25 protein-coding genes are annotated in these 24,419 nt (G+C 60.6%); 11 read left to right on the top strand and 14 right to left on the bottom strand.

What is annotated here, in order from left to right:
• Nucleotides 1-64: 64 nt before the first annotated feature.
• Nucleotides 65-811: a DsbA family protein gene (locus tag DES49_RS03875; RefSeq protein ID WP_133735091.1), complete on the top strand. Its 747-nt coding sequence runs from the start codon at nucleotides 65-67 to the stop codon at nucleotides 809-811.
• Here the strand turns inward: DES49_RS03875 and DES49_RS03880 are convergent.
• The 4 genes from DES49_RS03880 to cysQ form a co-directional block, all read right to left on the bottom strand.
• Nucleotides 805-1,353: a DUF192 domain-containing protein gene (locus tag DES49_RS03880; protein ID WP_133735092.1), complete on the bottom strand. Its 549-nt coding sequence runs from the start codon at nucleotides 1,351-1,353 to the stop codon at nucleotides 805-807. The genes DES49_RS03875 and DES49_RS03880 overlap by 7 nt on opposite strands.
• Complete coding sequence (locus DES49_RS03885; RefSeq protein WP_133735093.1) at nucleotides 1,350-1,616, bottom strand: Smr/MutS family protein; 267 nt, start codon at nucleotides 1,614-1,616, stop codon at nucleotides 1,350-1,352. The genes DES49_RS03880 and DES49_RS03885 overlap by 4 nt, the downstream gene beginning before the upstream one ends.
• 11 nt (nucleotides 1,617-1,627) lie before the next feature.
• A complete protein-coding gene (locus DES49_RS03890) occupies nucleotides 1,628-3,010 on the bottom strand; it encodes a sodium-dependent transporter (protein ID WP_133735094.1) in 1,383 nt (460 codons plus the stop codon).
• 83 nt (nucleotides 3,011-3,093) lie between these two features.
• Nucleotides 3,094-3,861, bottom strand: a complete 768-nt coding sequence (gene cysQ, locus DES49_RS03895) for a 3'(2'),5'-bisphosphate nucleotidase CysQ (protein ID WP_133735095.1) — start codon at nucleotides 3,859-3,861, stop codon at nucleotides 3,094-3,096.
• Nucleotides 3,862-4,162: 301 nt separating this feature from the next.
• Between cysQ and lipA the strand changes: the two genes are divergently transcribed.
• Nucleotides 4,163-5,203: a lipoyl synthase gene (lipA, locus tag DES49_RS03900; RefSeq protein ID WP_133735096.1), complete on the top strand. Its 1,041-nt coding sequence runs from the start codon at nucleotides 4,163-4,165 to the stop codon at nucleotides 5,201-5,203.
• A gap of 10 nt (nucleotides 5,204-5,213) precedes the next feature.
• Here lipA and leuA read toward each other — a convergent pair whose 3' ends face one another.
• Nucleotides 5,214-6,890, bottom strand: a complete 1,677-nt coding sequence (leuA, locus tag DES49_RS03905) for a 2-isopropylmalate synthase (protein WP_133735097.1) — start codon at nucleotides 6,888-6,890, stop codon at nucleotides 5,214-5,216.
• Between the two features lie 375 nt (nucleotides 6,891-7,265).
• Here leuA and DES49_RS03910 point away from each other — a divergent pair, with 375 nt between their 5' ends.
• Genes DES49_RS03910 through DES49_RS03920 form a run of 3 tightly spaced genes read left to right on the top strand, consistent with a single transcriptional unit; the run spans nucleotide 7,266 to nucleotide 8,458 of the window.
• Complete coding sequence (locus DES49_RS03910; protein WP_133735098.1) at nucleotides 7,266-7,760, top strand: Lrp/AsnC family transcriptional regulator; 495 nt, start codon at nucleotides 7,266-7,268, stop codon at nucleotides 7,758-7,760.
• A gap of 50 nt (nucleotides 7,761-7,810) precedes the next feature.
• On the top strand, nucleotides 7,811-8,092 hold the full coding sequence (locus DES49_RS03915; RefSeq protein WP_133735099.1) for a type II toxin-antitoxin system RelE/ParE family toxin: 282 nt from the start codon (nucleotides 7,811-7,813) through the stop codon (nucleotides 8,090-8,092).
• A gap of 15 nt (nucleotides 8,093-8,107) precedes the next feature.
• Entirely contained in the window at nucleotides 8,108-8,458 is a 351-nt protein-coding gene (locus DES49_RS03920; protein ID WP_133735100.1) for a HigA family addiction module antitoxin, read from the top strand.
• A gap of 12 nt (nucleotides 8,459-8,470) precedes the next feature.
• On the opposite strand, the gene DES49_RS03925 is transcribed toward DES49_RS03920, so the two are convergent.
• Entirely contained in the window at nucleotides 8,471-8,872 is a 402-nt protein-coding gene (locus DES49_RS03925; protein ID WP_243864921.1) for a PaaI family thioesterase, read from the bottom strand.
• Between the two features lie 316 nt (nucleotides 8,873-9,188).
• Here DES49_RS03925 and DES49_RS03930 point away from each other — a divergent pair, with 316 nt between their 5' ends.
• The 3 genes from DES49_RS03930 to DES49_RS03940 all read left to right on the top strand — a co-directional run bounded on the left by DES49_RS03930 (nucleotide 9,189) and on the right by DES49_RS03940 (nucleotide 12,625).
• Nucleotides 9,189-10,922: a proline--tRNA ligase gene (locus DES49_RS03930; RefSeq protein ID WP_133735102.1), complete on the top strand. Its 1,734-nt coding sequence runs from the start codon at nucleotides 9,189-9,191 to the stop codon at nucleotides 10,920-10,922.
• Between the two features lie 10 nt (nucleotides 10,923-10,932).
• Nucleotides 10,933-11,505 carry a lytic transglycosylase domain-containing protein gene (locus DES49_RS03935; RefSeq protein ID WP_133735103.1) on the top strand — a complete coding sequence of 191 codons (573 nt, stop codon included), beginning with the start codon at nucleotides 10,933-10,935 and terminating at the stop codon, nucleotides 11,503-11,505.
• Nucleotides 11,506-11,599: 94 nt separating this feature from the next.
• Nucleotides 11,600-12,625: a fatty acid desaturase gene (locus DES49_RS03940; RefSeq protein WP_133735666.1), complete on the top strand. Its 1,026-nt coding sequence runs from the start codon at nucleotides 11,600-11,602 to the stop codon at nucleotides 12,623-12,625.
• Nucleotides 12,626-12,657: 32 nt separating this feature from the next.
• Here DES49_RS03940 and htpG read toward each other — a convergent pair whose 3' ends face one another.
• From htpG to DES49_RS03955, 3 genes are all read right to left on the bottom strand, one after another.
• Complete coding sequence (gene htpG, locus DES49_RS03945) at nucleotides 12,658-14,565, bottom strand: molecular chaperone HtpG (protein ID WP_133735104.1); 1,908 nt, start codon at nucleotides 14,563-14,565, stop codon at nucleotides 12,658-12,660.
• 102 nt (nucleotides 14,566-14,667) lie between these two features.
• Nucleotides 14,668-15,081 (bottom strand): PaaI family thioesterase, encoded by a 414-nt coding sequence (locus DES49_RS03950; RefSeq protein WP_133735667.1) that lies wholly within the window; start codon nucleotides 15,079-15,081, stop codon nucleotides 14,668-14,670.
• Nucleotides 15,082-15,095: 14 nt separating this feature from the next.
• The gene (locus DES49_RS03955) at nucleotides 15,096-15,572 is read right to left on the bottom strand and encodes a PaaI family thioesterase (protein ID WP_133735105.1); all 477 of its coding nucleotides are present in this window, start codon (nucleotides 15,570-15,572) and stop codon (nucleotides 15,096-15,098) included.
• Between the two features lie 78 nt (nucleotides 15,573-15,650).
• On the opposite strand from DES49_RS03955, the gene DES49_RS03960 reads away from it, so the two are divergent.
• Complete coding sequence (locus tag DES49_RS03960; protein ID WP_133735106.1) at nucleotides 15,651-16,940, top strand: M48 family metalloprotease; 1,290 nt, start codon at nucleotides 15,651-15,653, stop codon at nucleotides 16,938-16,940.
• Nucleotides 16,941-17,218: 278 nt separating this feature from the next.
• Here the strand turns inward: DES49_RS03960 and DES49_RS03965 are convergent, their stop codons facing one another.
• Nucleotides 17,219-18,124, bottom strand: coding sequence for an alpha/beta fold hydrolase (locus DES49_RS03965; RefSeq protein WP_243864882.1), 906 nt, complete (start codon nucleotides 18,122-18,124; stop codon nucleotides 17,219-17,221).
• 150 nt (nucleotides 18,125-18,274) lie between these two features.
• On the opposite strand from DES49_RS03965, the gene DES49_RS03970 reads away from it, so the two are divergent.
• Complete coding sequence (locus DES49_RS03970; RefSeq protein WP_133735107.1) at nucleotides 18,275-18,823, top strand: hypothetical protein; 549 nt, start codon at nucleotides 18,275-18,277, stop codon at nucleotides 18,821-18,823.
• A complete protein-coding gene (locus DES49_RS03975) occupies nucleotides 18,820-20,001 on the top strand; it encodes an iron-containing alcohol dehydrogenase (protein ID WP_133735108.1) in 1,182 nt (393 codons plus the stop codon). Before DES49_RS03970 ends, DES49_RS03975 begins: the two co-directional genes overlap by 4 nt.
• Here DES49_RS03975 and DES49_RS03980 read toward each other — a convergent pair.
• The 4 genes from DES49_RS03980 to gabT all read right to left on the bottom strand — a co-directional run bounded on the left by DES49_RS03980 (nucleotide 19,998) and on the right by gabT (nucleotide 24,367).
• On the bottom strand, nucleotides 19,998-20,993 hold the full coding sequence (locus DES49_RS03980) for an ArsA family ATPase (RefSeq protein ID WP_133735109.1): 996 nt from the start codon (nucleotides 20,991-20,993) through the stop codon (nucleotides 19,998-20,000). The genes DES49_RS03975 and DES49_RS03980 overlap by 4 nt on opposite strands.
• A complete protein-coding gene (locus tag DES49_RS03985) occupies nucleotides 20,984-21,244 on the bottom strand; it encodes a cory-CC-star protein (RefSeq protein WP_133735110.1) in 261 nt (86 codons plus the stop codon). Before DES49_RS03985 ends, DES49_RS03980 begins: the two co-directional genes overlap by 10 nt.
• Nucleotides 21,237-22,931 (bottom strand): carbon starvation CstA family protein, encoded by a 1,695-nt coding sequence (locus tag DES49_RS03990; protein WP_424955218.1) that lies wholly within the window; start codon nucleotides 22,929-22,931, stop codon nucleotides 21,237-21,239. The genes DES49_RS03985 and DES49_RS03990 overlap by 8 nt, the downstream gene beginning before the upstream one ends.
• Before the next feature lie 158 nt (nucleotides 22,932-23,089).
• On the bottom strand, nucleotides 23,090-24,367 hold the full coding sequence (gene gabT / locus DES49_RS03995; RefSeq protein ID WP_133735111.1) for a 4-aminobutyrate--2-oxoglutarate transaminase: 1,278 nt from the start codon (nucleotides 24,365-24,367) through the stop codon (nucleotides 23,090-23,092).
• Nucleotides 24,368-24,419: the final 52 nt, after the last annotated feature.

Genomic DNA, 24,419 nt, shown 5'->3' on the forward strand with positions numbered 1-24,419 from the left:
TCACCGGGCTAACCTCTGTTCGTCCGATTCCATCATAACGAACCAACAATGGGACCGCCTAATCATGGGAGAAGCAAAACGTCGGCGCCAGACGGGCGAACGCAGCCCCCTCGCCCACAAGCAGAAGAAACAGCGACTACTGGCGGCAAGCCTCAGCGTGGTCGCGCTCATTGCGGTGGTCTTCGGTGTCTACTGGCTCAGCAACCCGAAGCTCATGAAGCCCTCCTCCCTGCCCACGGCGGAAGGGCGCAGCGCCTTCCCGGCGGAGCAGGACGGGCTGGGCGTAAGCATCGGCGATGATGACGCGCCACTCGTGGTCCGTGAATTCGCGGACTACCAGTGCCCGGCCTGTGCAGACTTTTCCAGTACGATCGAGCGCCTGAAAGCGGAATACATTGACAGTGGTCAGGTCCGGCTGGTGTTTTTTGACCTGCCCCTCCGCCAACACGCCAATGCGATCCCCGCGGCTGAGGCGGCCCGCTGTGCCGAGGACCAGGACGGCTGGTGGGAAATGCACAAGACGCTGTTCGAGAAGCAGTCCGACTGGAGTGGTGCCGACAGCCCGGACGAGATCTTCCTGGACTATGCGGAATCCCAGGGCCTCGACACAAGACGCTTTCGCCGTTGCATGTCCGGCGATATTCACAGGGATGAGATTGACGAGAGCCACAACCTGGCCAGGGATCTTCGCATTACCAGCACGCCAACGGTCCTCGTGGACAACATCCCACTGACCCGCACCAACTGGGCGCAACTGAGCGCCATCGTCGATCGTGAGCTGTCTGATCGGGACGACGGGACCGATCAGTGAGCCCCAGGGAGCGTGTCCACGGAGAACGGAACCCGCTCCCGGCACTTGCCCCGCGGTGACGGGTCCAGTGCGATTCGATCTCCAGCCTTCACGCCCAGCGCCTCAAACAGCCCCTGATTCACTTCCAGGGCGAGCCGATGGGTCACACCCGCCTCATAACGGGAGCACTGATCTCCATCCTCGTTCAGGCAGGGACTCATTCCCTGAAGCCTGGCAATGGTTCCATCGGCCTTCATAAAAGCAATGGTCAGGGGAATGTTGGTCTGATACATCCAGAACTGATTGCCTGGCCCCTGGTTCTGCGGATAGACGAAAAGCATACCCGACCGTCGTGGCAGACGCTCCCGGCCACTCACCCCCTGGCTCCTGGCCTCCGGCGTTGCGGCGATTTCCGCGCTCAGCGGCATCCACCCGTTGTTACCGGGGAGACACAGGGTCACGCTTGCCGGAGAGGAATCTCCGGGGATCTGGTTGGTACAGGCGGATAACAGCACAAGCGGCGCAAGCAGCGCGCCGGCCACCTGGAGCCACCCCCGGCTCATTGCCCGCTCCGGAACCGGAAGTAGACAAAAAGCCGGCCGTGATTGTTCCGGTCCTTGTCCAGCCGGTGGTAACGCTGCTTGATGTCCTTCCGGTCCAGGAAGCGCAGCACCCGCTTCTTGAGTTGCCCGCTTCCCTTGCCTGGAATGATTTCCACAGTGGTGATTTTTTTGCGTTCCGCTTCGTCAATCACCCGTTCCAACTCCTGCTCGATCTGCGCCCCACGATTGAATATGGGGTGCAGATCCAGGGTCAGCTTGGCCATGACCGATCACGCTACCCGGTAAAGAAGGCAAGGAGGCCGGTGGCGTTCAGGAAAATAAAGAGTACCGCTGCCGGCGCCACAAAACGCGTCACATACAGCCAGAGCAGGAACAGGTTGTGGTGATGGTGCGTATCGAGCTCCGAGGCAACAGTGTGGGTCCGCATCATCCAGCCAACAAAGAAGGCCATGAAGAGGCCGCCGAGCGGAAGCAGGATGTTGCTGGAGACGTATTCCACCGAGTCAAAGATGCTCTTCTCCGGCAGCAGGGTAACCCCCGACCAGATATTGAGAGACAGCCCACAGGCCGCACCCAGCAGCCAGATCAGGAAGGCGATTATGGCCGCGGACTTGACGCGGCTCCCGCCTGTGGACTCAGTCAGGTAGGCCACCGAGGGCTCAAGCAGGGACATGCCCGAGGTAATGGCCGCGACGGAGAGCAGGACGAAGAAGACAATACCCAGAAGCAGGCCCAGCGGAATCTCACCAAAGACGATGGGCAGGGTCACGAAAACCAGCCCCGGACCCTCGCCCGGTTCCATGCCGACGGTGAAGACGATGGGGAAGATAGCAAGGCCAGCCAGAAGTGCCGTCAGCGTATCCATACCCACGATCCAGCCCGTGCTGACCGGGATCGAATTTTCCTGGGGCAGATAGGCGCCATAGACCATGATCGCGCCCATGCCCAGGCTCAGGGTAAAGAAGGCCTGCCCCAGCGCTTTCAGGAAAACGCTGGCGTCAATCACGCTGAAGTCGGGGGTTGCCAGGAACGTCATTGCCTCGCCGAACCCTTCTGTGGTCATCCCGTACAGGACCAGGCCCACCAGCAGAAGGAAGAGCAACGGCATCAGAAGGGTAACGGCACGCTGAAGCCCGCGCTTGACCCCGGCGGCCACAATGCCAAACAGGATCACCATGAAAACCGTATGCCAGACAAGAACGGACCCCGGACTTGCGACCAGGCCCTCAAAGAGAGAGGAGGCCGCATCGGAGGAAATCCCACTGAACCCACCCTTCAGGGCCTCAAAGGTATAGAACAGCGACCAGCCGCCGACGACGCTGTAAAAGGACAGAATAAGAAAGCCGGCAATGACGCCCATCCAGCCAATCAACGACCACTTCTGGGAAATCCCCTCATCACGGGCGACCAAGCGAAGACTGTTGATCGGGCTGCGCCGGCCCTTGCGGCCGATGGTTACCTCGGCAATCATGATCGGAAGGCCCACGAGCAGGATGCAGGCCAGATAGAGAATAATAAACGCGGACCCGCCGTTTTCCCCAACCAGATACGGAAAACGCCAGAGGTTCCCCAGCCCAACGGCCGAGCCTGTCGCGGCAAGTATGAAAATGAGGCCGCTGGACCACTCACCATGTACCGAACTGCGCTTTTCAGTCATTGCTGAGCCCTTCCTCTGATTATCATTTTTTGAATGTCGAGTGATCGGCAAACCCTATCCGGTCTGCAACTTGCAATCAATACTCAGACCGGCTCATACCAGGGGCCCGCCGCCACAAAATGCGGATTGTGCACGTCTTCCTTGCCATAGCGAAGCGGCGTTCCCTCAAACGTCAGCACACGGCCCCCGGCCGCCTCCAGGACCGCCTGCGCGGCGCCCGTATCCCACTCACAGGTCGGCCCGATGCGCGGATAGATATCGGCTTCGCCTTCGGCAATACGGCAGAACTTGAGCGAGCTCCCCGCCTGCACCAGCCGATGCGGCCCAAGCCCTTCAATGAACCGCTCCGTCTCCTCGTTCATATGGTTCTTGCTCGCCACCACGCGCTTCTCCTCCGGCGGATCCATCACCCGAAGCCGCTCCTCCTCGCGGCCCCGACGCCGGAAAGCCCCGGACGTCGCCGTACCCCAGTACTCCAGCCCCAGGGCGGGCACCGTCACAATCCCAAGCACAGGCACACCGTCCTCGATCAACGCAATATTGACCGTGAACTCCCCCGTCTGGTTAATAAAATCCTTGGTCCCATCAATCGGATCCACAAGCCAGAATGCCTCCCAATTGCGGCGCTCCTCCCAGGACACCTCCGCCTCTTCGGACAGGATCGGGTACTGAACATCAAGGCCCTTCAACCCCTCCACAATGCGGTGATGGGACGCCATATCCGCCTCCGTCAGCGGACTGTCATCCGCCTTCTGCGTCACCTCATAACCATGGTGATAAAACCTCATGATGTCCTCGCCCGCGCGCGCGGCGATCTCAAGCAATTCGGGAACAAGCGCGTCGTAGTTCATATCCGGTGTCCATCGCTGCCGTTTTCAGTGGGCGGAATTGTGGCGTCACCAGCCGGCCGAGTCCACCCACCCGCGATTTTTGGTGCCAAATTCGTTACAATGTTGATCACTTCCCAATCGATCATCCCGCTGCACGATGATGGATAGGGGGTTCCGGCCACTTTCTCCGGGAAGCTCTGAGGCCATGGATGGCCGAAGCGCAGCGTACAGGGATGTATTCATAGCGATTCCCGGAGAAAGTGGCCGGAACCCCCTTTGCACGAAAGTTTCAGGCAGCGGACTCAACGGAGTATCGGTCCACATGAGTGATAGCCAGAAACCAAAAAGCGGCCAGAAATACCGCAGCGAACACGGCTTCGCCGCCATCAAGGACGGCCAGAAAGCCTCCCGCGCCCAGGAAGTCGAACGCACCCGCAAACCCTCCTGGCTGCGCGCCAGAATGCCCGGCGGCGAACGCTTCGAACAGGTCAAGAAGAACGTCCACGAACACCGCCTGAGCACCGTCTGCGAAGAAAGCCACTGCCCCAACATGGGCGAATGCTGGAACAGCGGCACCGCCACCATCATGGTCATGGGCTCCGTGTGCACCCGTGCCTGCCGCTTCTGCGCCGTCGACACCGGCAACCCCAAGGGCTGGCTCGACACCGAAGAGCCCGAAAACACCGCCCACTCCGTGGAAATGATGGGCCTGCGCTACATCGTGCTCACCTCCGTCGACCGGGACGACCTGGACGACTTCGGCGCCGGCCACTACGCCGATTGCGTGCGCGCCATCAAGCGCCGCACCCCGCACGTCGCCGTGGAAGCCCTCACTCCGGATTTCGATAACATCCCGGAACACGTCGAAACCGTGGTTGATTCCGGCCTGGAAGTTTTCGCCCAGAACGTGGAAACCGTGGAACGGCTGACCGAGCGCGTCCGCGACCCCAGGGCCGGCTACAAGAAGACCCTGGATGTGCTGGAGCACGCCAAGAAGCACAACCCCAAGGTCATCACCAAGACCAGCCTGATGCTGGGCCTCGGCGAGACCGAGGATGAAGTACTGAAGACCATGGATGACCTGCGCGCCATCGGCGTCGACATCGTTACCTTCGGCCAGTACCTGCAGCCCACGCGCAACCACCTGCCCGTGGAACGCTGGGTGACGCCGGAGGAATTCGAGTGGTATCGGGAAAAGGGTCTGGAGAAGGGTTTCCTGGAAGTGCCTTCCGGCCCCATGGTCCGCTCCAGCTACCGCGCGGACCGCGTGTTCGAGAAGAACAACCTGGGACTCTCGGAAACACCGGAAGTGCCCGGCAGCGAGCCGGACCCGAACATCATCCCGGTCAGGACGGTAGGCTGACGCCCGACCGTCACATCACCGCGCTGGTGTCCACCACGCTGGCGTTGACGCAGCGCGCCACCGAGGACAGCAGCGCCTGCAGCGTTGCCGAGGTGGTGTCTTCCGCCAGGGCCGCCGCGCTGTAGACCTCGCCGTCCACCTGGATACGGATGCAAGCCAGCGCGTTGGCACTGGTCCCCTCACCCAGCGCAAACTCATCGTAGGCCTCCACGGCCACCGTCACATCGTGGCGTTCCTGGAGCGCGGCCACAACGGCTTCCACGGCACCCTGCCCGGAGCCCTTGAGCTCGGTACGCTCACCATTGCCCACAACAACCGAGGCTCGAACGCCGTCATCGGTGCGGTGCAGGTCATAGGTGTGCAGCGTCCAGCCCTTGGGCACCTGCAGGTAGTCCCGCTCGAAGAGCTGGTGAATGGTATCCGAATCCACCTCACCGCCGGTGATCTCGGCTTCCTTCTGCACCACCTTCGCGAATTCAATCTGGAGCCAGCGCGGCAGGCTGATGCCGTAGTCGCGCTCCAGGACCATGGCCACGCCACCCTTGCCGGACTGGCTGTTGATCCGCACCACTTCCTCGTAACGGCGGCCAATGTCCTTGGGATCAATGGGCAGGTAGGCCACATTCCAGATGTCGCCCTCGCTGCGCTTGCCCATGCACTTGCGGATGGCGTCCTGGTGGCTGCCGGAGAAGGCCGTGAAGACCAGTTCGCCCGCCCAGGGGTGGCGCGGATGGGTGGCAATCTCCGTGCATGCTTCCACCACGTCCACAACCTCCGCCATGCCCGAGAGATCCACTTTCGGATCGATCCCCTGGGAGTAGAGGTTCATGGCGAAGGTCACCAGGTCCATGTTGCCGGTACGCTCACCGTTGCCCAGCAGCGTACCCTCGACACGGTCCGCGCCGGCCATGATGGCCAGCTCCGCCGCCGCAACGGCGCAGCCCCGATCGTTGTGGGTATGCACGCTGAGATCAAAATGCTCGCGCTTCTGCACATGATCGCAGAACCATTCGATCTGATCCGCAAAGACGTTGGGGGTAGCCATTTCCACGGTGGCCGGCAGGTTGATGATCACATGCTGGCCCTGGTCGGGACGCCACACCTCGTTGACGGCATCCACCACTTCAACCGCGTAATCCACCTCGGTGGTGGAGAAGCTTTCCGGGGAATACTGGAAGATCCATTCAGTGTCCGGATAGTTCTTCGCGTGGCGCTGCACTTCCTTCGCGCCGTCCACGGCAATCTGCTTGACCCCTTCCATGTCCATCTCGAACACCTGCTCGCGCTGGACGGTGGACGTTGAGTTGTAGACGTGGACGATGGCGCGATGCACCCCATCAAGCGCCTCGTAGGACCGCTTGATCAGCTCCGGACGCGCCTGGGTGAGGATCTGGATGGTCACATCCTCGGGGATGCGATTCTCGGAAATCAGCTTGCGACAGAAATCGAAATCCGGCTGGCTCGCCGCCGGAAAGCCGATCTCGATCTGCTTGTATCCCAGCTTGACCAGCAGGTCGAACAGACGCTGCTTCTGGGAGATGTTCATGGGCTTGACCAGGGCCTGGTTCCCGTCGCGAAGGTCCACCGCCGAATAGATCGGTGCCTTCTCGATGACCTGGTCCGGCCAGCGCCGATCGGTCTTGTTCAAGGGCTTGAACGGACGGTACTTACGATGATCAAACGCCATGGCTTGTCCTCTCTGGATTATTTGCTTTCTGGCACAACGGCATACGGGCAAGCCCACTGGGCCTGCCCCGACCGCCGCGGCTCTATCGCGCTCCGTGGATCACACGTCTGCCGCGCTTTCAGAAGCTTTTGACTTCCGGTCCATGGTGACCCGGTTCGGCATCACCGGCGTCCCTGATGCGGGTCCGCCTTTCCGAAGGTCGCTCATCCTGCGGTAACAGGGAGGCTGCCCTTCGGGGACAGTCATACAATAACCAAATAACCGAGCAATGTGTTTGCGAATTTGTGGTGTTTTCGAATAATTACGCAATATAATGCTACTATTAACCATATATTCGGTGATGTATGGCTTACCCAAGAAAAAAGGCGTTATTCCATGGCGAAAACGGACTCCGAACTGGTCCAGATTGACCGTATCGACCGCCAGATTCTGGAACATCTTCAGAAGGACGGTGGGCTGACCAATCAGCAACTCGCTGAACGGGTTGGCCTGTCTCCTTCCCCCTGCTCCCGCCGGGTCAAGGCGCTGGAGGAAGCCGGCATCATCCTTGGCCGCAAGACACTTCTGGATCGTCGCAAGCTGGGTCTTTCACTCACTGTTATCCTGCAGATCGGCATGGACCGCCACACCCCGGAGCGGTTCCAGGAGTTCGAGGAGCAGGTCGCGACCTACCCGGAGGTCCAGGAACTCTACCTGATCACGGGTCAGCAGGCGGACTACATCCTGAAGGTGGTGGTGCCGGATATGGAGCACTACCAGCAGTTCCTTCTCAACAAGGTCACCCGCATTACCGGCGTCAGTGGCGTGCATTCCAGCTTCGTGATGCGGCGGGTGATTGATAACACCGAGTTGCCTCTGAAGTACCTGTAGTCTCACGAGACGCACCTTTACGCGTTACGTAATACATATTAAAATAAAGTATGATCAAATCTTTTGCGGACAAGACGACCGCTGCGCTCTTTGATGACCGCGTCATACGCAAGGTCTCCAAGCCCTTACAGCGCAAAGCCCGACGGAAACTGGTGCAACTGGATGCTGTTGAACGAGTGGAAGAGCTACGGATACCGCCGGGTAACCGGCTGGAAAAACTCAGCGGTAACCGCAGCGGGCAATGGAGCATGCGGGTGGATGCCCAATGGCGGCTCTGTTTCCGTTTTGAAGACGGCCATGCCTGGGATGTTGAATTCTGTGATTACCATTAAACAGAGAGGATTATTATGACTATCAAGCGGGATCAGCTTCATCAAACTGATTTTGCTGGCGTGGTGGCGGAAGAAAATCATGAAGCTCCCGTTTCGCCGGGAGAAATCCTGCATGAAGAATTCATGCAGCCTTTGGCGCTTTCCGCCTCAGCGCTGGCGCGGGAACTCCACGTGCCGGCCAACCGCATCACCGGCGTTATTAACGGACAGCGTAACCTGACTGCGGATACGGCACTGCGTCTGGCACGCTATTTCGGCACAACACCCGAATTCTGGATGCGCCTGCAGGCGGACTACGAACTGCGCCAGGCACGACAGAACACGGCAGACACCATCGAGCGGGAAATCACACCACGGGTCGCGTGAAGGAGCCTACTGTCACGGCAATGCATAGGTCCCGGTGATGTGAGCCACCAGTTCATCACTATCGACAGACACCAGCCGCACCTCGCAGACCGCGTTACGCTTGCCAAGCCGCATTACGTCCGCCGTGGCAACGAGGTCGCATTGACCGGGCTTGCGGAGGAAGTTGATGTTCAGGTTACTGGTCACCGCCATCTGCACCTCGCCCAGCGTCCCCAGTACCGCCGCATACATAGCCGCATCCGCCAGCGCCATCTGCACGGGCCCGGAAAGCGTGCCGCCGGGACGGACAAGGCGCTCATTGAACGGCACCCGAGCCACGGCCACGTTCTCATCCACCCGATCGACCCGGAAATCAATATCCTCGGCCATGGGCACCCCGTCCCGGATCAGCTTTTCCACGTCTTCGGCCTTCAACTTCATAGCTCTCTCCAATCAATGCCCGAGGCTGCCTAACCCAAGCTCTCACGCCAGCGTCGGGACGGCATACTCATAACTCGAAGTGGTCAGTGCGGGGAGGTCTTGGAGGGATGCTCTTCGGCCATGGATGGCCGAAGCGCAGCGTACAGGGACGTATTCACAGCGTATCCCGGAAAGACCTCCTCGCACTGACCACCGCACAAATCATGCAGCACGACAAACCCAAGCCCTGTACCTAAGCCGCAGGGCTTCGTAAAATACCGCACCCGGGTCGCAACCAAAACCTTTCATTCCTTCGAACGGAAAGAACACTATGCGCGCAAGCCAGTACCTGATCGCCACCCTCAAGGAAACACCGGCCGACGCCGAGATCATCAGCCACCAGTTGATGCTGCGCGCCGGCATGATCCGCCGACTGGCCGGAGGCCTCTATACCTGGCTGCCTCTGGGACTGCGGGTGCTGCGCAAGGTCGAGCGGATCGTGCGCGAGGAAATGGACCGCTCCGGCGCCCAGGAAGTGCTGATGCCCGCGATCCAGCCCGCCGAACTCTGGCAGGAGAGCGGGCGCTGGAACGAGTACGGCGATGAGCTTCTGCGGGTCAAGGACCGCCATGAGCGGGACTTCTGCTACGGCCCGACCCATGAAGAGGTCATCACCGATATCGTGCGCAACGAACTCAGGAGCTATCGGGACCTGCCGGCCAATTTCTACCAGATCCAGACCAAGTTCCGGGATGAGCGCCGCCCGCGCTTTGGCGTAATGCGCTCACGTGAATTCCTGATGAAGGACGCCTATTCCTTCCACGTCGGCCCGGAATCGCTCAACGAAACCTACCAGGTCATGGTCGAGACCTACAGCGCCATCTTCCGTCGCCTGGGCCTGGACTTCCGCGCCGTGGAGGCGGATTCCGGCGCCATTGGCGGCAGCAAGTCGCAGGAATTCCACGTCCTGGCCAGCTCCGGCGAGGATGCCATCGCCTTCAGCTCCGAGAGTGATTACGCGGCCAATACCGAACTGGCCGAAGCCCTGCCTCCGAAGGGCGAGCGTCCCGCGGCCACCGAAACCATGCAGGAAGTGGCTACCCCGGACCAGAACACCATTGATCAGGTTGCCGGTTTCCTGAACACCACGCCGGACCGCGTGCTCAAGACGCTGCTGGTCCACGCGCCGAAGAAGGATGAGAACAGCAGCGATCAACCCCTTGTCGCCCTGGTCCTGCGCGGCGATCACACCCTGAACGACCTCAAGGCGGAAAAACTCGCGAATGTCGCCGAGCCGCTGACCATGGCCAGCGACGAGGACATCCGCAAAACGCTGGGCGTGGATACGGGCTCCATCGGCCCGGTCGGGCTGAAGGTGCCAATGGTTGTGGATCATGCCGCGGCCCACCTGGCGGACTTCGTGTGTGGCGCCAACCGCACCGGTTACCACCTGACCGGCGCCAACTGGGATCGGGATGTTGCCCTTGGCGAGACGGCCGACCTTCGCGAAGTGGAGGAAGGTGATCCCAGCCCTGACGGCCGGGGCATCCTGGAAATCCGGCGCGGCATCGAGGTGGGCCACGTCTTCAAGCTGGGGCGCAAGTACAGCGAAGCCATGAATGCCACGGTCCTGGATGAGAACGGCAAGGCCGTTGCCATGGAGATGGGCTGTTACGGCATTGGCGTCTCCCGCCTGGTCGCCGCCGCCATTGAGCAGAACCACGATGACAGCGGCATCATCTGGCCCGAGGCCATCGCCCCCTTCCAGGTAGCGATCGTGACCCTCAACGGCCACAAGTCCGAAACGGTGCGCGAGGCTGGCGAAGCGCTCTACGAGCAGCTCACCCAAAGCGGCTACGACGTGCTGCTGGACGACCGCAAGGAACGCCCGGGCGTGAAGTTCGCCGACCTTGAGCTGATCGGTATCCCGCACCGGGTTGTGATCAGCGACCGGGGCATCGAGGCGGGCACCTACGAATACAAGGGGCGGGCCGACGAAGACAAGCAGGATATTCCGGCCGATGACATTCCTGGTTTCCTGGCGGCTCGAGTCAAGGCGCACTAGACTCAGGGACATGAAGTACCCGTTTCTTTTTCTGGTAGTGCTAACACTGCTCACTCCCCTGCCGGCGCCCGGCTCCACCAAACAGCCGGACCCGGAGCTTCGTCGCGAGCTTCGCGAGACGGTCAATTCAGCCAACAGTTTCGAGGACCGTTTTGATGCGGAAGTCTGGCTCGTCGACATGTCGGGGCGGACGGATCAGTGGCTTGAGAACAACCGCCGCCGAATGAAGATCCTGAAGCTGGTGCATCAGGAGGCGACACGCCAGGGGTTGTCCCCGGAAATCGTTCTCGCCGTCATCCAGGTGGAGAGCGGGTTTGACCGTTTTGCAATCTCGTCGGTCGGAGCCCAGGGGCTGATGCAGGTAATGCCCTTCTGGAAGAATGAAATCGGGCGGCCGGAGGACAATCTCACCGAGGTGGATACCAACCTTCGTTATGGGACGACGATCCTGAGCTATTACCTTGAGAAGGAAAACGGGGATCTGGCCCGAGCGTTGGCACGCTACAACGGGAGCACGGGCAAGACCTGGTATCCGGAACGCGTCTTCAATGCCTTTGAGGAGTATTTCCGTGTGAATGACTGATAAGGCTACCGGCGAAGGTGCGGTAGCGTACAGAGACAATGCCCATTCTGATGCACGCTGGCATTTCGAGAATCGGATTTGCGACAGAAGCACCATGGGTACAGCAGCATCACCACCTGACATCACCACCGCCCCCGGATCCCTGAAACAGACACTCAGGGCGTACTGCAAGCCACGTCTGGCACGCAGCATTGTGGAGATCCTCATCACCGCAATCCCCTTCGCGCTGACCTGGGCTCTGGCGTGGCTGGCCCTCAGTGCCGGGTACTGGCCGGTGGCTCTGGTACTGGCCATTCCTGCCGCGGGATTCCTGGTACGGCTGTTCATGATCCAGCACGACTGCAGCCACCGGTCGTTTTTCAGGTCACGGCGCGCCAATGACTGGGCTGGCCGCATCATCGGTGTGCTCACCCTGACCCCGCACGATTACTGGCGCCACAGCCACAACCTTCACCATGCCAACTCCGGCAACCTTGACCGGCCGCGCATCGGCGGGCTCGACACCCTGACCGTGCGCGAGTTCCAGGCCCTGCCCCGGTGGCAGCAATGGCGCTACCGCCTGTACCGCCACCCGCTGGTGCTGTTCGGTTTCGGGCCCATGTACATCTTCCTGCTGAACTACCGGCTGCCTTTCAGGTCCATGCGTGACGGCTGGATGCCCTGGATCAGCACCATGGGCACCAACGCGGCCATTGCAGTGCTGGTAACCGGCATGATCTGGCTGGTGGGAGTGGTTCCCTTTCTGCTGGTTCAGGTTCCGATCACACTGCTCGCCTCAACCTTGGGGGTGTGGCTGTTCTACGTTCAGCACCAGTTCGAGACCACCTACTGGGAACACGACGAACACTGGAACGCCCACGACGCCGCCTTGCAGGGGAGTTCCTACTATGTGCTGCCGGGTATCCTGCGCTGGTTCAGCGCCAATATCGGTGTGCACCATGTCCACCACCTGGCCAGTCGCATCCCCTCCTACCGCCTACCCGAAGTGTTGCGGGACTACCCGCAACTTCAGACATTCAGTCGGATCACGCTGCGCGAGAGCATCGAGTCGGTGCGTCTGGCGCTCTGGGACGAGGACAAACGGCGGCTGGTTTCCTTCAGGGAGGCGAGCATCGGATAGGGTCTCTCCTTTTTGCTCTGCCTCCCCCCGGATTACTCGGCCAGTTCCAGAAGCAGCCGATTGAGGCGGGACACGTAGGTGCCCGGATCCTCAAGCTGCTCGCCGCTGGACAGCGAGGCCTGGTCGAACAGGACCTGGGTCAGGTCGGAGAAGCGGTCCTCGCTCTGTTCCTTTTCCAGGCGCTGGACCAGCGGATGGTCCACGTTGATCTCGAAGATCGGCTTGCTGTCCGGCACGGGCTGGCCGGCCGCTTCCATGATCTTGCGCATCTGGTGACCCATGTCGTAGTCGCCAACCACCAGGCAGGCCGGTGATTCGGTCAGGCGCTTGGTCACCTTCACTTCCTTCACGCGATCCTCGAGGGTCTTCTTGACGCGCTCCAGAAGGTCCTTGTGCTGCTCGGACGCCTCTTCCTGTTCTTTCTTCTCTTCCTCGGACTCGACTTCGTCCAGGTCCAGGCTGCCCCGGGTGATGTCCTGGAGATGCTTGCCTTCATAGTCGCTGAGGTAGCCCATCATCCATTCGTCGATGCGATCGGACAGCAGCAGCACCTCGACGCCCTTCTTGCGGAAGATTTCCAGGTGCGGGCTGCTCTTGGCCGCCTGGTGGGAATCGGCGCAGAGATAGTAGATCTTCTCCTGGCCTTCCTTCATCCGGCCCACGTAATCGTCCAGCGAGACGTTCTGGGTCGCTTCCCCGGTGTGGGTGGAGGCGAAGCGCAGCAGGGGCGAAATCTTCTCGCGGTTGCCGAAGTCTTCCGCCGGACCTTCCTTGAGAACCTGGCCGAACTGGTCCCAGAACTGCTGGTATTTCTCGGGATCGTTGTTGGCCAGCTTCTTGAGCATGTCCAGAACCCGCTTGGTCAGCGCGGTGCGGATGCTCTCGACGGTGCTGTCGTTCTGCAGGATCTCACGGGAGACGTTCAGCGACAGGTCGTTGCTGTCGATCACGCCGCGCACAAACCGCAGGTACAGCGGCAGGAACTGCTCGGCGTCGTCCATGATGAAGACGCGCTGCACGTAGAGCTTCAGGCCCCGTGACGCTTCCCGGTTATACAGGTCAAAAGGCGCACGGCCAGGGATGTAGAGCAGGCTGGTGTAATCCAGCGAACCTTCCACCCGGTTGTGGGACCAGGTCAGCGGGTCCTCGAAGTCATGGGCAATGTGCTTATAGAACGCCTTGTACTCGTCCTCGGAAACCTCGCTGCGCGGCCGGGTCCAGAGCGCCGTTGCCTCGTTGACGGTCTCCTCCGCCGGCTTGTCCTCCTGGTTCTCATCCTCTTCACCGGTAGGCTCCGGCGGCATGCGAACCGGGAAGGAAATGTGATCCGAATACTTCTTCACCAGATGGCGCAGACGGTGGCCGTCCGCGAAGTCCTTGGCATCCTCGCGCAGGTGCAGCACAACGGTTGTGCCACGGGGCGCGTCCGGGGCCGGCTCAATGGTGAACTGGCCGTCGCCGCTGGACACCCAGTGCACGCCTTCGGAGGATTCGGTGCCGGCCTTGCGGGTGGTGACTTCAACCTGGTCCGCAACGATGAAGGACGAATAGAAGCCAACGCCGAACTGGCCGATCAGCTTGGCGTCCTTCTGCTGGTCGCCGGTGAGCTGGTTCAGGAAGTCGGAGGTACCGGACTTGGCGATGGTGCCCAGGTTCTCGATCACTTCGTCCCGGGTCATGCCGATGCCATTATCCCGGATGGTGATGGTGCCGGCTTCGGAATCATGGCTCAGGTGAATGGCCAGATCCGGATCTTCCTCGAGCAGCGCGTTGTTGGACAGCGCCTCGAAGCGAAGCTTGTCCTCGGCGTCGGAGGCGTTGGAAATCAACTCCCGCAGGAAAACTTCCCGGTTGGAATACAGGGAGTTGATGACAATGTTGAGGAGCTGTTTGACTTCGGTCTGGAAGCCAAGTGTTTCTTTCTGCGTCTCCACCGTCATGATGCGAGATTCTCCTTACGATGCCGGTTCTTTTGTTAAGGGTTACAGCGCAAGATGGGGGCGGCGGTGTGGATTTCAAGGGACGCGGACCGCCCCTTGTGATTAATCCATGATGAAGTGGGCGCGCGCCGTGGCGATGGGCTTGCGGCGGGACTGCTGCCAGGCGGTGACAATGACGTTCGCCACCCGGTTGCCCTGGCGCGTGAGGTGGCATTCCGAGAAGGTATCCCGGTCGAGGCCGGCACGGAGGTAGTCCAGCGAGAAATCGACAATGCGCGGAAGCCGGGGCGTTTCCTGGGACATCATCAGTGAGATCATGGCGGACATCTCCATGAAGCCGCCGATAACACCACCATGGATCGCTGGCAGTATCGGATTCCCCAGATTGTCCTCGTTGCGCGGCAGCCGGAAGACCACCTCATCGCCGAAAGTCTCACTGCCCATCCCCAGGGTGCGAGCATAGGGGACGGCATCAATCAGCTTCTGGTAATCCCCTGCCTGAAGCGCCTTGCGCATTTCCTGGGAAAGGCTCACTCCGCGTCTCCTCCCGTAATCAGTTCCCGATAGGCCTTGGGCGTCGCTTCCGGCCCGATCCGCATAAAAGTGCCCACGCAGTGGGCAATCGTCTGGTCCGGGTCTGCCTGGTAGGCTTCACAGCGGGTGAAGATGATGTTGTTGGTGACCCGGTAGACAATGGCCCGGGCATAGACCGGATGGCCCGGCTCGGCCGCCCGCATGTAGTCCACGCGCAGATCCAGTGTCGGGCACAGCTCAAATTCCGGCAGCGCACAGATCACAACCGTGCCCGAGGCCGTATCCATGAGGGTGGTGATCGCGCCGCCGTGAATGACGCCGGTCTCCGGATTACCGACAATGGCGTCGGTGTAGGGAAGCTCTACGACCAGCTCATTCTTCCGGGCGGAAACGGCCTGGATGCCGAGGTGCTGACAATGGCGCAGCGTACCGATAAAACGGGACACCCGGCCGAACAGGGTTTCATCATTCATGGCGGTTTTGCGTTTCGATTGGGAACGGGCGCACTATAACGAAAACAGGACATGATTCACAGCGAGGTGAGACAGGTTATGCGGCAACATCCGGCCTTACGGACCCTTCCCCTTATCCTTCTGACAGCACTGGTTCTGGGCGGCTGCACCACCAACCCGGTCACCGGTGAAAGCCAGCTCCGCCTGATGATGTCGGAGGACGAGGAAGTTGCCATCGGCAAGGAACAGTACCAGCCCACCCTCCAGATCCAGGGTGGGCGCTATTACCGGGGCGAGGAACTCAATGCCTACGTCAGCGAGGTGGGCCAGTCCCTGGCCAGGGTTAGCGACCGCCCCAACATGCCCTACGAGTTCACGGTCATCAACAGCGGTGTCCCCAATGCCTGGGCCCTGCCCGGGGGCAAAATTGCCATCAACCGCGGGCTGCTCGTAGAGCTGGACAACGAAGCCCAGCTCGCCGCCGTCCTGGGCCACGAGGTCGTCCACGCCGCCGCCAGCCACAGCGCCCAGCGCATGCAGCGCGGCATGCTCATCAATCTGGGCGTGGCCGGCATCGGCCTCGGCGTGGCCCTGAGTGACAACCGCTACGCCCCGCTGATCATGGGCGGCGCCGCCGTCGGCTCCCAACTGATCATGGCCCAGTACAGCCAGGCCCATGAACTGGAATCCGACCGCTACGGCATGCAGTACATGGCAAAGGCCGGCTACAACCCCGAGGCCGCCGTCGAACTGCAGCAGGTGTTCGTGAAACTGTCCGAGGGCGGCAACAACGACTTCATCACCGGCCTTTTCCAATCCCATCCGCCCTCACAGGAACGGGTCGAGGCCAACCGGAAAATCGCAAAGGAATTGGGCAGCACGGGTGAATTCTACTCTGAGCGCTATGAGCAGAAGCTCGCCGGCCTGCGCCGGGACCGCGATGCCTACACGGCCTACGACAAGGCGCGGAAGGCGATGCAGGAGGAAGAGCGTGAAAAGGCCATGGCCCTGATTGAATCCGCGATTGACCAGGTGCCGAATGAAGCAGCATTCTTCAGTCTGCGGGGTGATATCCGGCGGGAAATGGATAACGCGGACCAGGCGATGTCCGACTACAACCAGGCCGTGGAGCTCTATCCCCAGATGTTCCGCTACCGCCTGAACCGTGGATTGCTCCACCGTGAGCAGGAGAACTGGGAGAGCGCGGAAAAGGACCTGAAGGCCTCCCTGGATTCGGTCCAGACCAGCATTGCCTACCTTGGGCTTGGTGATGCGGTGGCGGCGCAGGGAAGGAATTCGGAGGCCAGACAGTATTACCAGCGGGCTGCCCAGGATCAGGGGCAAATCGGGGAGCTTGCTCGTCAGCGACTTAAGGCAATGGGCAGCTGAGCATACTCTCAGGCTCGCACAGACTCTAATGAGGAAGGCGGGTATTGCTTTCCGGGAAGCTCCGGAGCCATGGATGGCGGAGGGCAGCGTACATGGATGTATTCATAGCGGTTCCCGGAAAGCAATACCCGCCTTCCTCATGCACCAGAAATCGGCCATCGTGCCGAGGGCAGCGGGGGACACCTGTTCAGGACACGCTGTGAATACGTCCATGTAAGCTTGCTTCGGCCATCCATGGCCTCAGACAGTCCTGAACAGGTGTCCCCCGCTGCCCTGTTTCAGACCTTGTGCTGGCCGAGAGCCTTTAAAACCCTTTTTGTAGTATCTTCCGGCTGCTGCTGCATGAAACAGTGTCCACCGGACACCCTTTCAGTGGAAATCCACTCATTGAAACCGTCCCAGCGAGCCACGGAATCCCGAACAAAATCGTAGGTACTCTCCCCGTAGATCACATGCGTCGGTGTCCGCACCTTCTTTAGAGTCCGCCAAAGTCCACGCGGAAAACCCGAGAAGATCTCCGCCTCCAACTCCGCCGGACACTTGAGTTCAATGCCCTCCCCCGTATCCTTCAGGGCAAAATCCACATAGCTCTGCAGCGCCTCTGGTTCCCAGCCCTTGAACATGCCGCGCCCTTCCAGGCTCTGATAGGCTGTTTCCCGGTCCAGCCAGTGGCTTCGGCGCTGGCGGGTCTTTTGGGCGAAGCTGTTGCGCTGCCAGAGGCCCAGGAAGGTGCCCACCTTCATCATCAGCAGCATCCGCTTCGAGAAGATGATCGGGTCCAGGAGCACCGAGCGGGTGAACAGGGAGGGGGCCCGGGCCATCATGAAGGCGGTCATGATGCCGCCGAAGCTGTGTCCCATGCCGTAATGGGGCTGATCCGGCCATAGGTGGCGGTAATCCCGCCAGACTTCCTCGCACAGCAGCGAGGTCTGGTTCCAGCCCTTGAAGTGGCCGTTGGCCTCGCTCTCGCCGTGGCCCTGGATGTCGCTGATGAAGAGGTCGTAGTGTTCGCCCAAGCGCCGAAGCAGTGGCCAGTACACCAGGCCGTTGTAGCCGTTGCCGTGGACGAAATGGATGACGGGCCGGTCCGATGGTTCGGAATGGTAGCCGCTGACCCGGTGGCCGGCGGAGGTTTGTTTTTCCCAGTATCTCAGGCCGGTCTGGCTGGCAGTGCTCTCACTCAAGACGGTACTCCAACAGCTTTTTGAGCGTTATCCTGTAATCAAAGTTGTCCTTGTGTTACAAAAGGCGTCGGACAATTCAGGCAGGCTCGAAATGCTTCGTAGCCTACCATGTCTCGTTTAATTCCACTGCAAATCAGGGAACAGACATTCATGATCAGAGAACGATTACGACCTCTGGCGTCCCAGGCAAAACGCGGCTATGTCCGGCTCATGCTGGAAGTGGTCGGACGATCCATGGAAGCCATCAGTCAGGTGGACGAGCAGGTTCGCGGTGAAGTCAGCGTCCTGCCCAACGGATTCCTTTTCGCGATGCGCGTCATGCCCAATGGACCGGCTCTTGTGATGCGCAAGCAGCGCGACGGAAGCCTGCAGTATATTGGCGGTGACAGTGCCCAGAAGCCGGACCTGAGCGTCCAGTTCAAGCACCTGCATCACGCCTTCATGGTGCTCTCCTTTCAGGAAAAGACCGCCCAGGCCTTCGCCAACGACCGCATCCTTGTCGATGGGGACCTTGGTTACGCCACGCGCATGACCCGGGTCCTCAACCGGCTGGAAACCTTTATCCTGCCGAAGCTGGTCGCGGAGCGGGCTGTCAAGCAGTACCCGGATTCCCTGGGGCTGCCTGAGAAGCTGATTAACGGCGCACGCATCTATCTGAAAGTGGTTACCAATTTTGTGGACACGGTGAGGTCATCATGAGCTATTACGAATTTTTCTGCCCGGTCAAGGTTATTGCCGGCCAGGCAGCACTGGAACATGTTCCCTACGAATTCTCGTCCCGGAACTGCAAGCGCCCCATGATTGTCACCGACAAGGGCGTACGGGCCGCTGGCCTCCTGGACAAGGTCCTGACCGCCTTTGAAGAGGGTGGCATGGACGTGACCGTCATCTATGACGACGTTCCGGCGGACTCGTCCAAGCAAACCGTCAAGGCCATCGCCAAGGAATACCGCAGCAAGAAGTGCGACGCCATCCTGGCCATCGGCGGTGGCTCGCCCATTGATACCGCCAAGGCGGTCAACATCCTCGTCTCCGAAGGCGGTGATGACATTGCCAAGTACTCCGGCGCCGGCGTTCTCACCCGCCCCCTGAAACCGTTTATTGTCATCCCCACCACGGCGGGCACCGGGTCCGAGGTAACCTCGGTTGCGGTTATCGCGGACACCGAGAAAGAGGTCAAGCTGGCCTTTGCCTCAAGCTTTATGCTGCCGGACGCCGCTGTCATCGATCCGCGCATGACGCTGACACTGCCGCCCCATATCACGGCTGCTACCGGCATGGACGCCATGACCCACTCGGTGGAAGCATTCACCTGCATGGCCAAGAACCCGCTCAGTGATGCCTACGCATCCGCGGCGATCAAGAAGATCAGCGCCAACCTGCCCAAGGTCATGAAGAAGCCGGACGATGCGGAAGCACGGCTGGAGATGGCCCAGGCGTCCACCATGGCCGGGATTGCCTTCTCCAACTCCATGGTGGGACTGGTTCACGCCCTTGGCCACTCGCTGGGTGCCATCTGCCACCTGCCTCATGGCCTCTGCATGAGCCTCTTCCTGCCCTATGTGCTGGAATACAACCTGGAGAGCATCCGCGAGCCGCTGAGCGAGCTGCTGCTGCCGCTGGCCGGACCGGAAATCTACGCCATGACGCCCAAGTCCCAGCGCGCGGAGGAGTCCATCGCCACCATCCGCAAGATGCGCGATGATCTTTACCGCGACTGCAAGCTGCCGCGCACGCTCCAGGAGACCGGCAAGGTGGACAAGAGCCAGCTGGACCGGATTGCACAGGCGACCATTGATGATGGCTCCATCATGTTCAATCCAAGGGAAGCGACTCTGGAAGACGCTCGGGCGGTTCTCGAGAAAGCCTGGGGCTAAACCGGGCTGGTACTGCGGACCAGAGGGGCCAGTGCTGCCGCAACGGCAGCCAGCCCCTGTTCGCGATTGACATCATCGGTCGCCAGGGGCACCAGAACCTGCTCCAGCGACGGGAAATCCCTCCGGATCGCCTCAAGGTGCTCCCTTTCCGCCTCACGCCGACGGGCCAAAAAGTCACCATCCGCCGAATCCGGCAGAACCCGGTTAATCACCAGGGTGTCCACTCGCATTCCGACTTCCCCCAGGGTTTTCACCATCCTCAGGGTTTCCTGACGTGACAGCCGGTCGGGGTTCAGCACTGGAACAAAACGGGTACGGTTCGGGTCCAGAAGCCTGTCCCTCATGGCCGCGTAGCGGTCCCGGCGCGCTTCCAGTATTCGGGCGGCACGATCCTCTGGGGCAGCATCACCGCCCTGCATGGCCCTCCCGGTATCGAGTGTTTCACGCCGCTTTGAGAGCAGGGCGTCCGTCCACCCCCGCATAGCCTCGGGCAACTGCAGCAGTTGGAGCGTGTGCCCCGTGGGCGCGGTATCAAACACAATCTGATCGTAGCGCTCACTGTTCTCGAGGGTGAGCCGAACCAGCTCATCCATCAGGGCGGACTCCTCGGCGCCCGGCGATGAGGCAGCAAGATCCGCCTGACGCATGGCGGCATCCCGGACCTCCGGGCTGGCGAGATTCGCGAGATTCTCACGCACCTCCCCCATGTAACGCTTGAGCGCGGCGTCGGGGTCGAGCTCCAGCGCATCCACGCCCTTTGACACGGAAACCGGATTGGCGGACAGAGATTGTTCCCAAAGGTCGCCCAGGGAGTGGGCGGGATCGGTTGAGATCAGCAGAACCTGCTGGCCCTGCTCGGCCAGAGCCACACTGAAGGCGGACGCGCAGGTAGTCTTACCCACACCGCCCTTGCCCCCGAAGAACGTCATTCGGGCACCGGCACCGGTATCCGGTTGCCTTTGGGGACGACGGAAAAGCCACCCTAGCAGCATCGGAACCCCTCCAGCGGGGAATGCTCCATGCCCATGCGCTGATGCCACTCATGAAAATCCTCAAGCACGAACGGCATCAGCTCCAGGGTGTAGAAGGAGACCGGATTCGGGATGCCCAGCGACTCGGACATTACCATCAGTCGGAACAGATCGTCCTGCCGCCGCTGGGCCCGTCGTGATATCCGTCGATAAGGGGCCTGGTACATCTCGTCATAGAAGCGCACCAGGCCCTGCCACCATAGCCTAACCATCACCCATATCCAGCATTTCCGAGGCTTCGCGTGAATGGCGCAAGGCATTGACGCCCTCCAGGACCAGCCACACGTTCAGCACCAGAATACCGCCGCCAATCACCAGAAGCAGCATATTCCCATCCGCAAGGTAACCACCGATGTTGATCACCATGCTCCAGGCCGTCATGACGCCCAGGAACAGGAAGGGAACCAGGGTAAATATAATCGGACGCTTGAGGTGCCACAGCACCAGCGTCAGGATCAGCAGCGACAGACCCGCCGTGAGCTGGTTGGTTGTACCGAACAACGGCCAGAGCACCATGCCACCGGCGCCGGGGTTGTTCGGGTCCGCAAAGAAAGCGAGTGCCGCGCAACTCAGGAAGACGATCACGGTTGCGAAGTTAATGTTGCCAAGCGCAGGCATGCGGTATTGGCGACCAATCTCCCCCAGGATGAAGCGCTGGAGACGCATGCTGGTATCCAGGGTCGTGGCGGCAAAGGCAACCACCATCATGGACATGAATGTGGTCGCTACCTCCACCGGAATCCCCAGGTTCTCCACGTGGTTACCCGCACCCTGAACAAAAGCGGCAATGCCCTTGCTGCTGGCCTGAGCCCAGGTGCCGTAATGGTCGTTCCAGTCCCCGACGGTGGCAAAGCCGGCCGCTGTTGCCAGGATGGCCGCGACCGCCAGCAGCCCTTCCCCGGTTGAGCCCAGATAACCGACAAAACGCGCATCGGTTTCATAGCGAAGCTGCTTCGAGGATGTCCCGGAACTGACCAGCCCATGGAAGCCGGAGATGGCACCGCAGGCAATGGTCACGAAAAGCAGCGGGAGAAGAGGGGGCGCATCATCCGGCACCGCCTCGTTGTACATGGGGGCGACGATCTCGGGCTGCCCGATAAAGACGCCCAGGTAAACCAGGACCAGGCACACAAACAGCAGATGCGAATTGATGAAATCCCGTGGCTGGAGCAGGAGCCAGACCGGCAGCCGCGAGGCAATGGCGCCATAACCGAGCATGATCAGGACCCACCAGGCCGTGCTGGAGTAGCCCGCCATCTCCTTGGGCAACTCAAGGGGAACGATGGTACCCGCGTACACCAGCCCCAACAGGGCTGCGAGCCCAACCAGGGAAGGCAGAACGATACCCCACTGGCGACGGTAGACCAGGAACCCGATAGCGATGGCGATGGGAATCTGCAGCCAGTACGGAAGCACACTCTCCGGGAAGGTGGAGAAGAGCGTGCCAATGGCCACGGCAAACACCGCGTTCACCATCAGCAGCAGGAAGAAAATGATCAGCAGGAAAAGCGTCAGCGCGCGGGGACTGATGACGTTGCGGGCAATAGCGCCAATGGACTGGCCGCGATTGCGGACCGAGATCCAGAGGGTCCCGAAATCATGGATGCCGGCCATGAAAACGGTCCCAATGAGCACCCAGGCCAGGGCTGGCCCCCAGCCCCAAATCATGGCGATGGCCGGACCGATGATGGGCGCGGCGCCTGCTACCGAAGTGAAATGGTGGCCCCAGAGGACATACTTGTTGGTGGGAACGAAGTCCACGCCATCCTCGAAACGCCGGGACGGGGTCCGGTAATCCGGATCCAGCTGGAAAAGGCGTTCCGCAATAAAGCGGGAATAGAAATGATATCCCAGAAAAAAGACCACGAAGGCAATTAGTGCCATCAACCAGCTCGTCACAACATCCTCCTGCTTAACTGCCCTGATCTGTCGGTTTCTTGTTTGTAGTGAACCTTAACCACTGATGCAAACCCTGTACAGACACCCTTCCCCGACACGGACCAAAAAAAGGGGCTCAATCGAGCCCCTTTTTCAGTGCGTTGAGGTGTTCACCCCGATTACTGGTGAACTTCCGCCAACGCCTCTTCCAGTATGGAGAGCCCTTCCTCAAGGACATTATCCTCGATGGTGATCGGCATCAGGAAACGCAGCGTGTTGCCGTACATGCCGCAGCTGAGAAGGATCAGTCCTTTCTCCTTGGCCTTCTTCACGATGGCACCGGCCATTTCAGCGTCCGGCTCATGGGTATCCCGGCTCTTCACGAGTTCAAAAGCGGCCATCGCGCCAAGGCGACGCACATTGTCCACATGGCTGAAGCGGTCCTTCCAGTCATTGAAGCGCTCCTCGAGCTTGGCGCCGAGTGCCCGGCTCTTGCCGAGGATGTCTTCCTCTTCAAACACGTCAATGGCCGCGTTGGCCGCCGCACAGGCGAGCGGGCTGCCAGTATAGGTGCCACCGAGGGAGTTGGGGCCGGAGGCGTCCATGACATGGTCGGAACCGACAACCGCAGAAATCGGCATGCCGTCCGCCATGCTCTTGGCCATGGTCATGATATCCGGCTCGACACCACTGTGTTCGATGGCGAAGAGCTTGCCCGTACGGCCAAAGCCGGACTGGACTTCATCGGCAATCATCATGATGCCGTGCTCGTCACAGATTCTGCGCACGGCCTTGAGGAACTCGGGAGAGGCCGCATAGAAGCCGCCCTCACCCAGCACCGGCTCAATGAAAATGGCCGCCGTGTCTTTGGGTCCTGTATCGGTCTTGAAGACCATTTCAAGGCCACGCAAGGCTTCTTCTTCGCTGACGCCGTGATAGGGCACCGGGAAGGGGGCACGGTAAATGCCACCCGGCATGGGGCCAAAGTCCGTCTGGTAGGGGTTGACCTTACCGTTCATCGCCATGGTCATGAAGGTCCGGCCGTGATAAGCGCCGGAGAAACAGATGGCGTTGGTACGGCCAGTATACGCACGAGCGATCTTGTAGGCGTTCTCCAGCGCCTCGGCGCCCGAATTGGCCAGGAAAACCTTGGCGTGGCCGCGCACCGGCACAATGCCGCTGAGCTTTTCAGCCAGCTGGACGTAGGGGGCGTAAGGCATGACGGTCTGGCAGGTGTGCATCACCTTGTCCAGCTGGGCCTTGACCGCCTCGACGACCCGGGGATGACGATGCCCGAGGTTCAGAACTCCGATACCGCCGGCAAAATCCACCATCCGCTTGCCGTCCGCATCCCAGACCTGGGCATTCTCCGCGTAATCAGCGAACTGCGGATTGGGGCTGGCACCGCCAGCGGCAACGTATTTTTCCTTCAGAGCCTGAAGCTGCTCGTTATTCATTGAGTCTCTCCCTCCGGGGATTTGGGGAAATTAACGCTAATAGTATGACGTT

Origin of the sequence: Halospina denitrificans, from assembly GCF_004364635.1 — a bacterium.
Classification (GTDB): domain Bacteria; phylum Pseudomonadota; class Gammaproteobacteria; order Pseudomonadales; family Oleiphilaceae; genus Halospina; species Halospina denitrificans.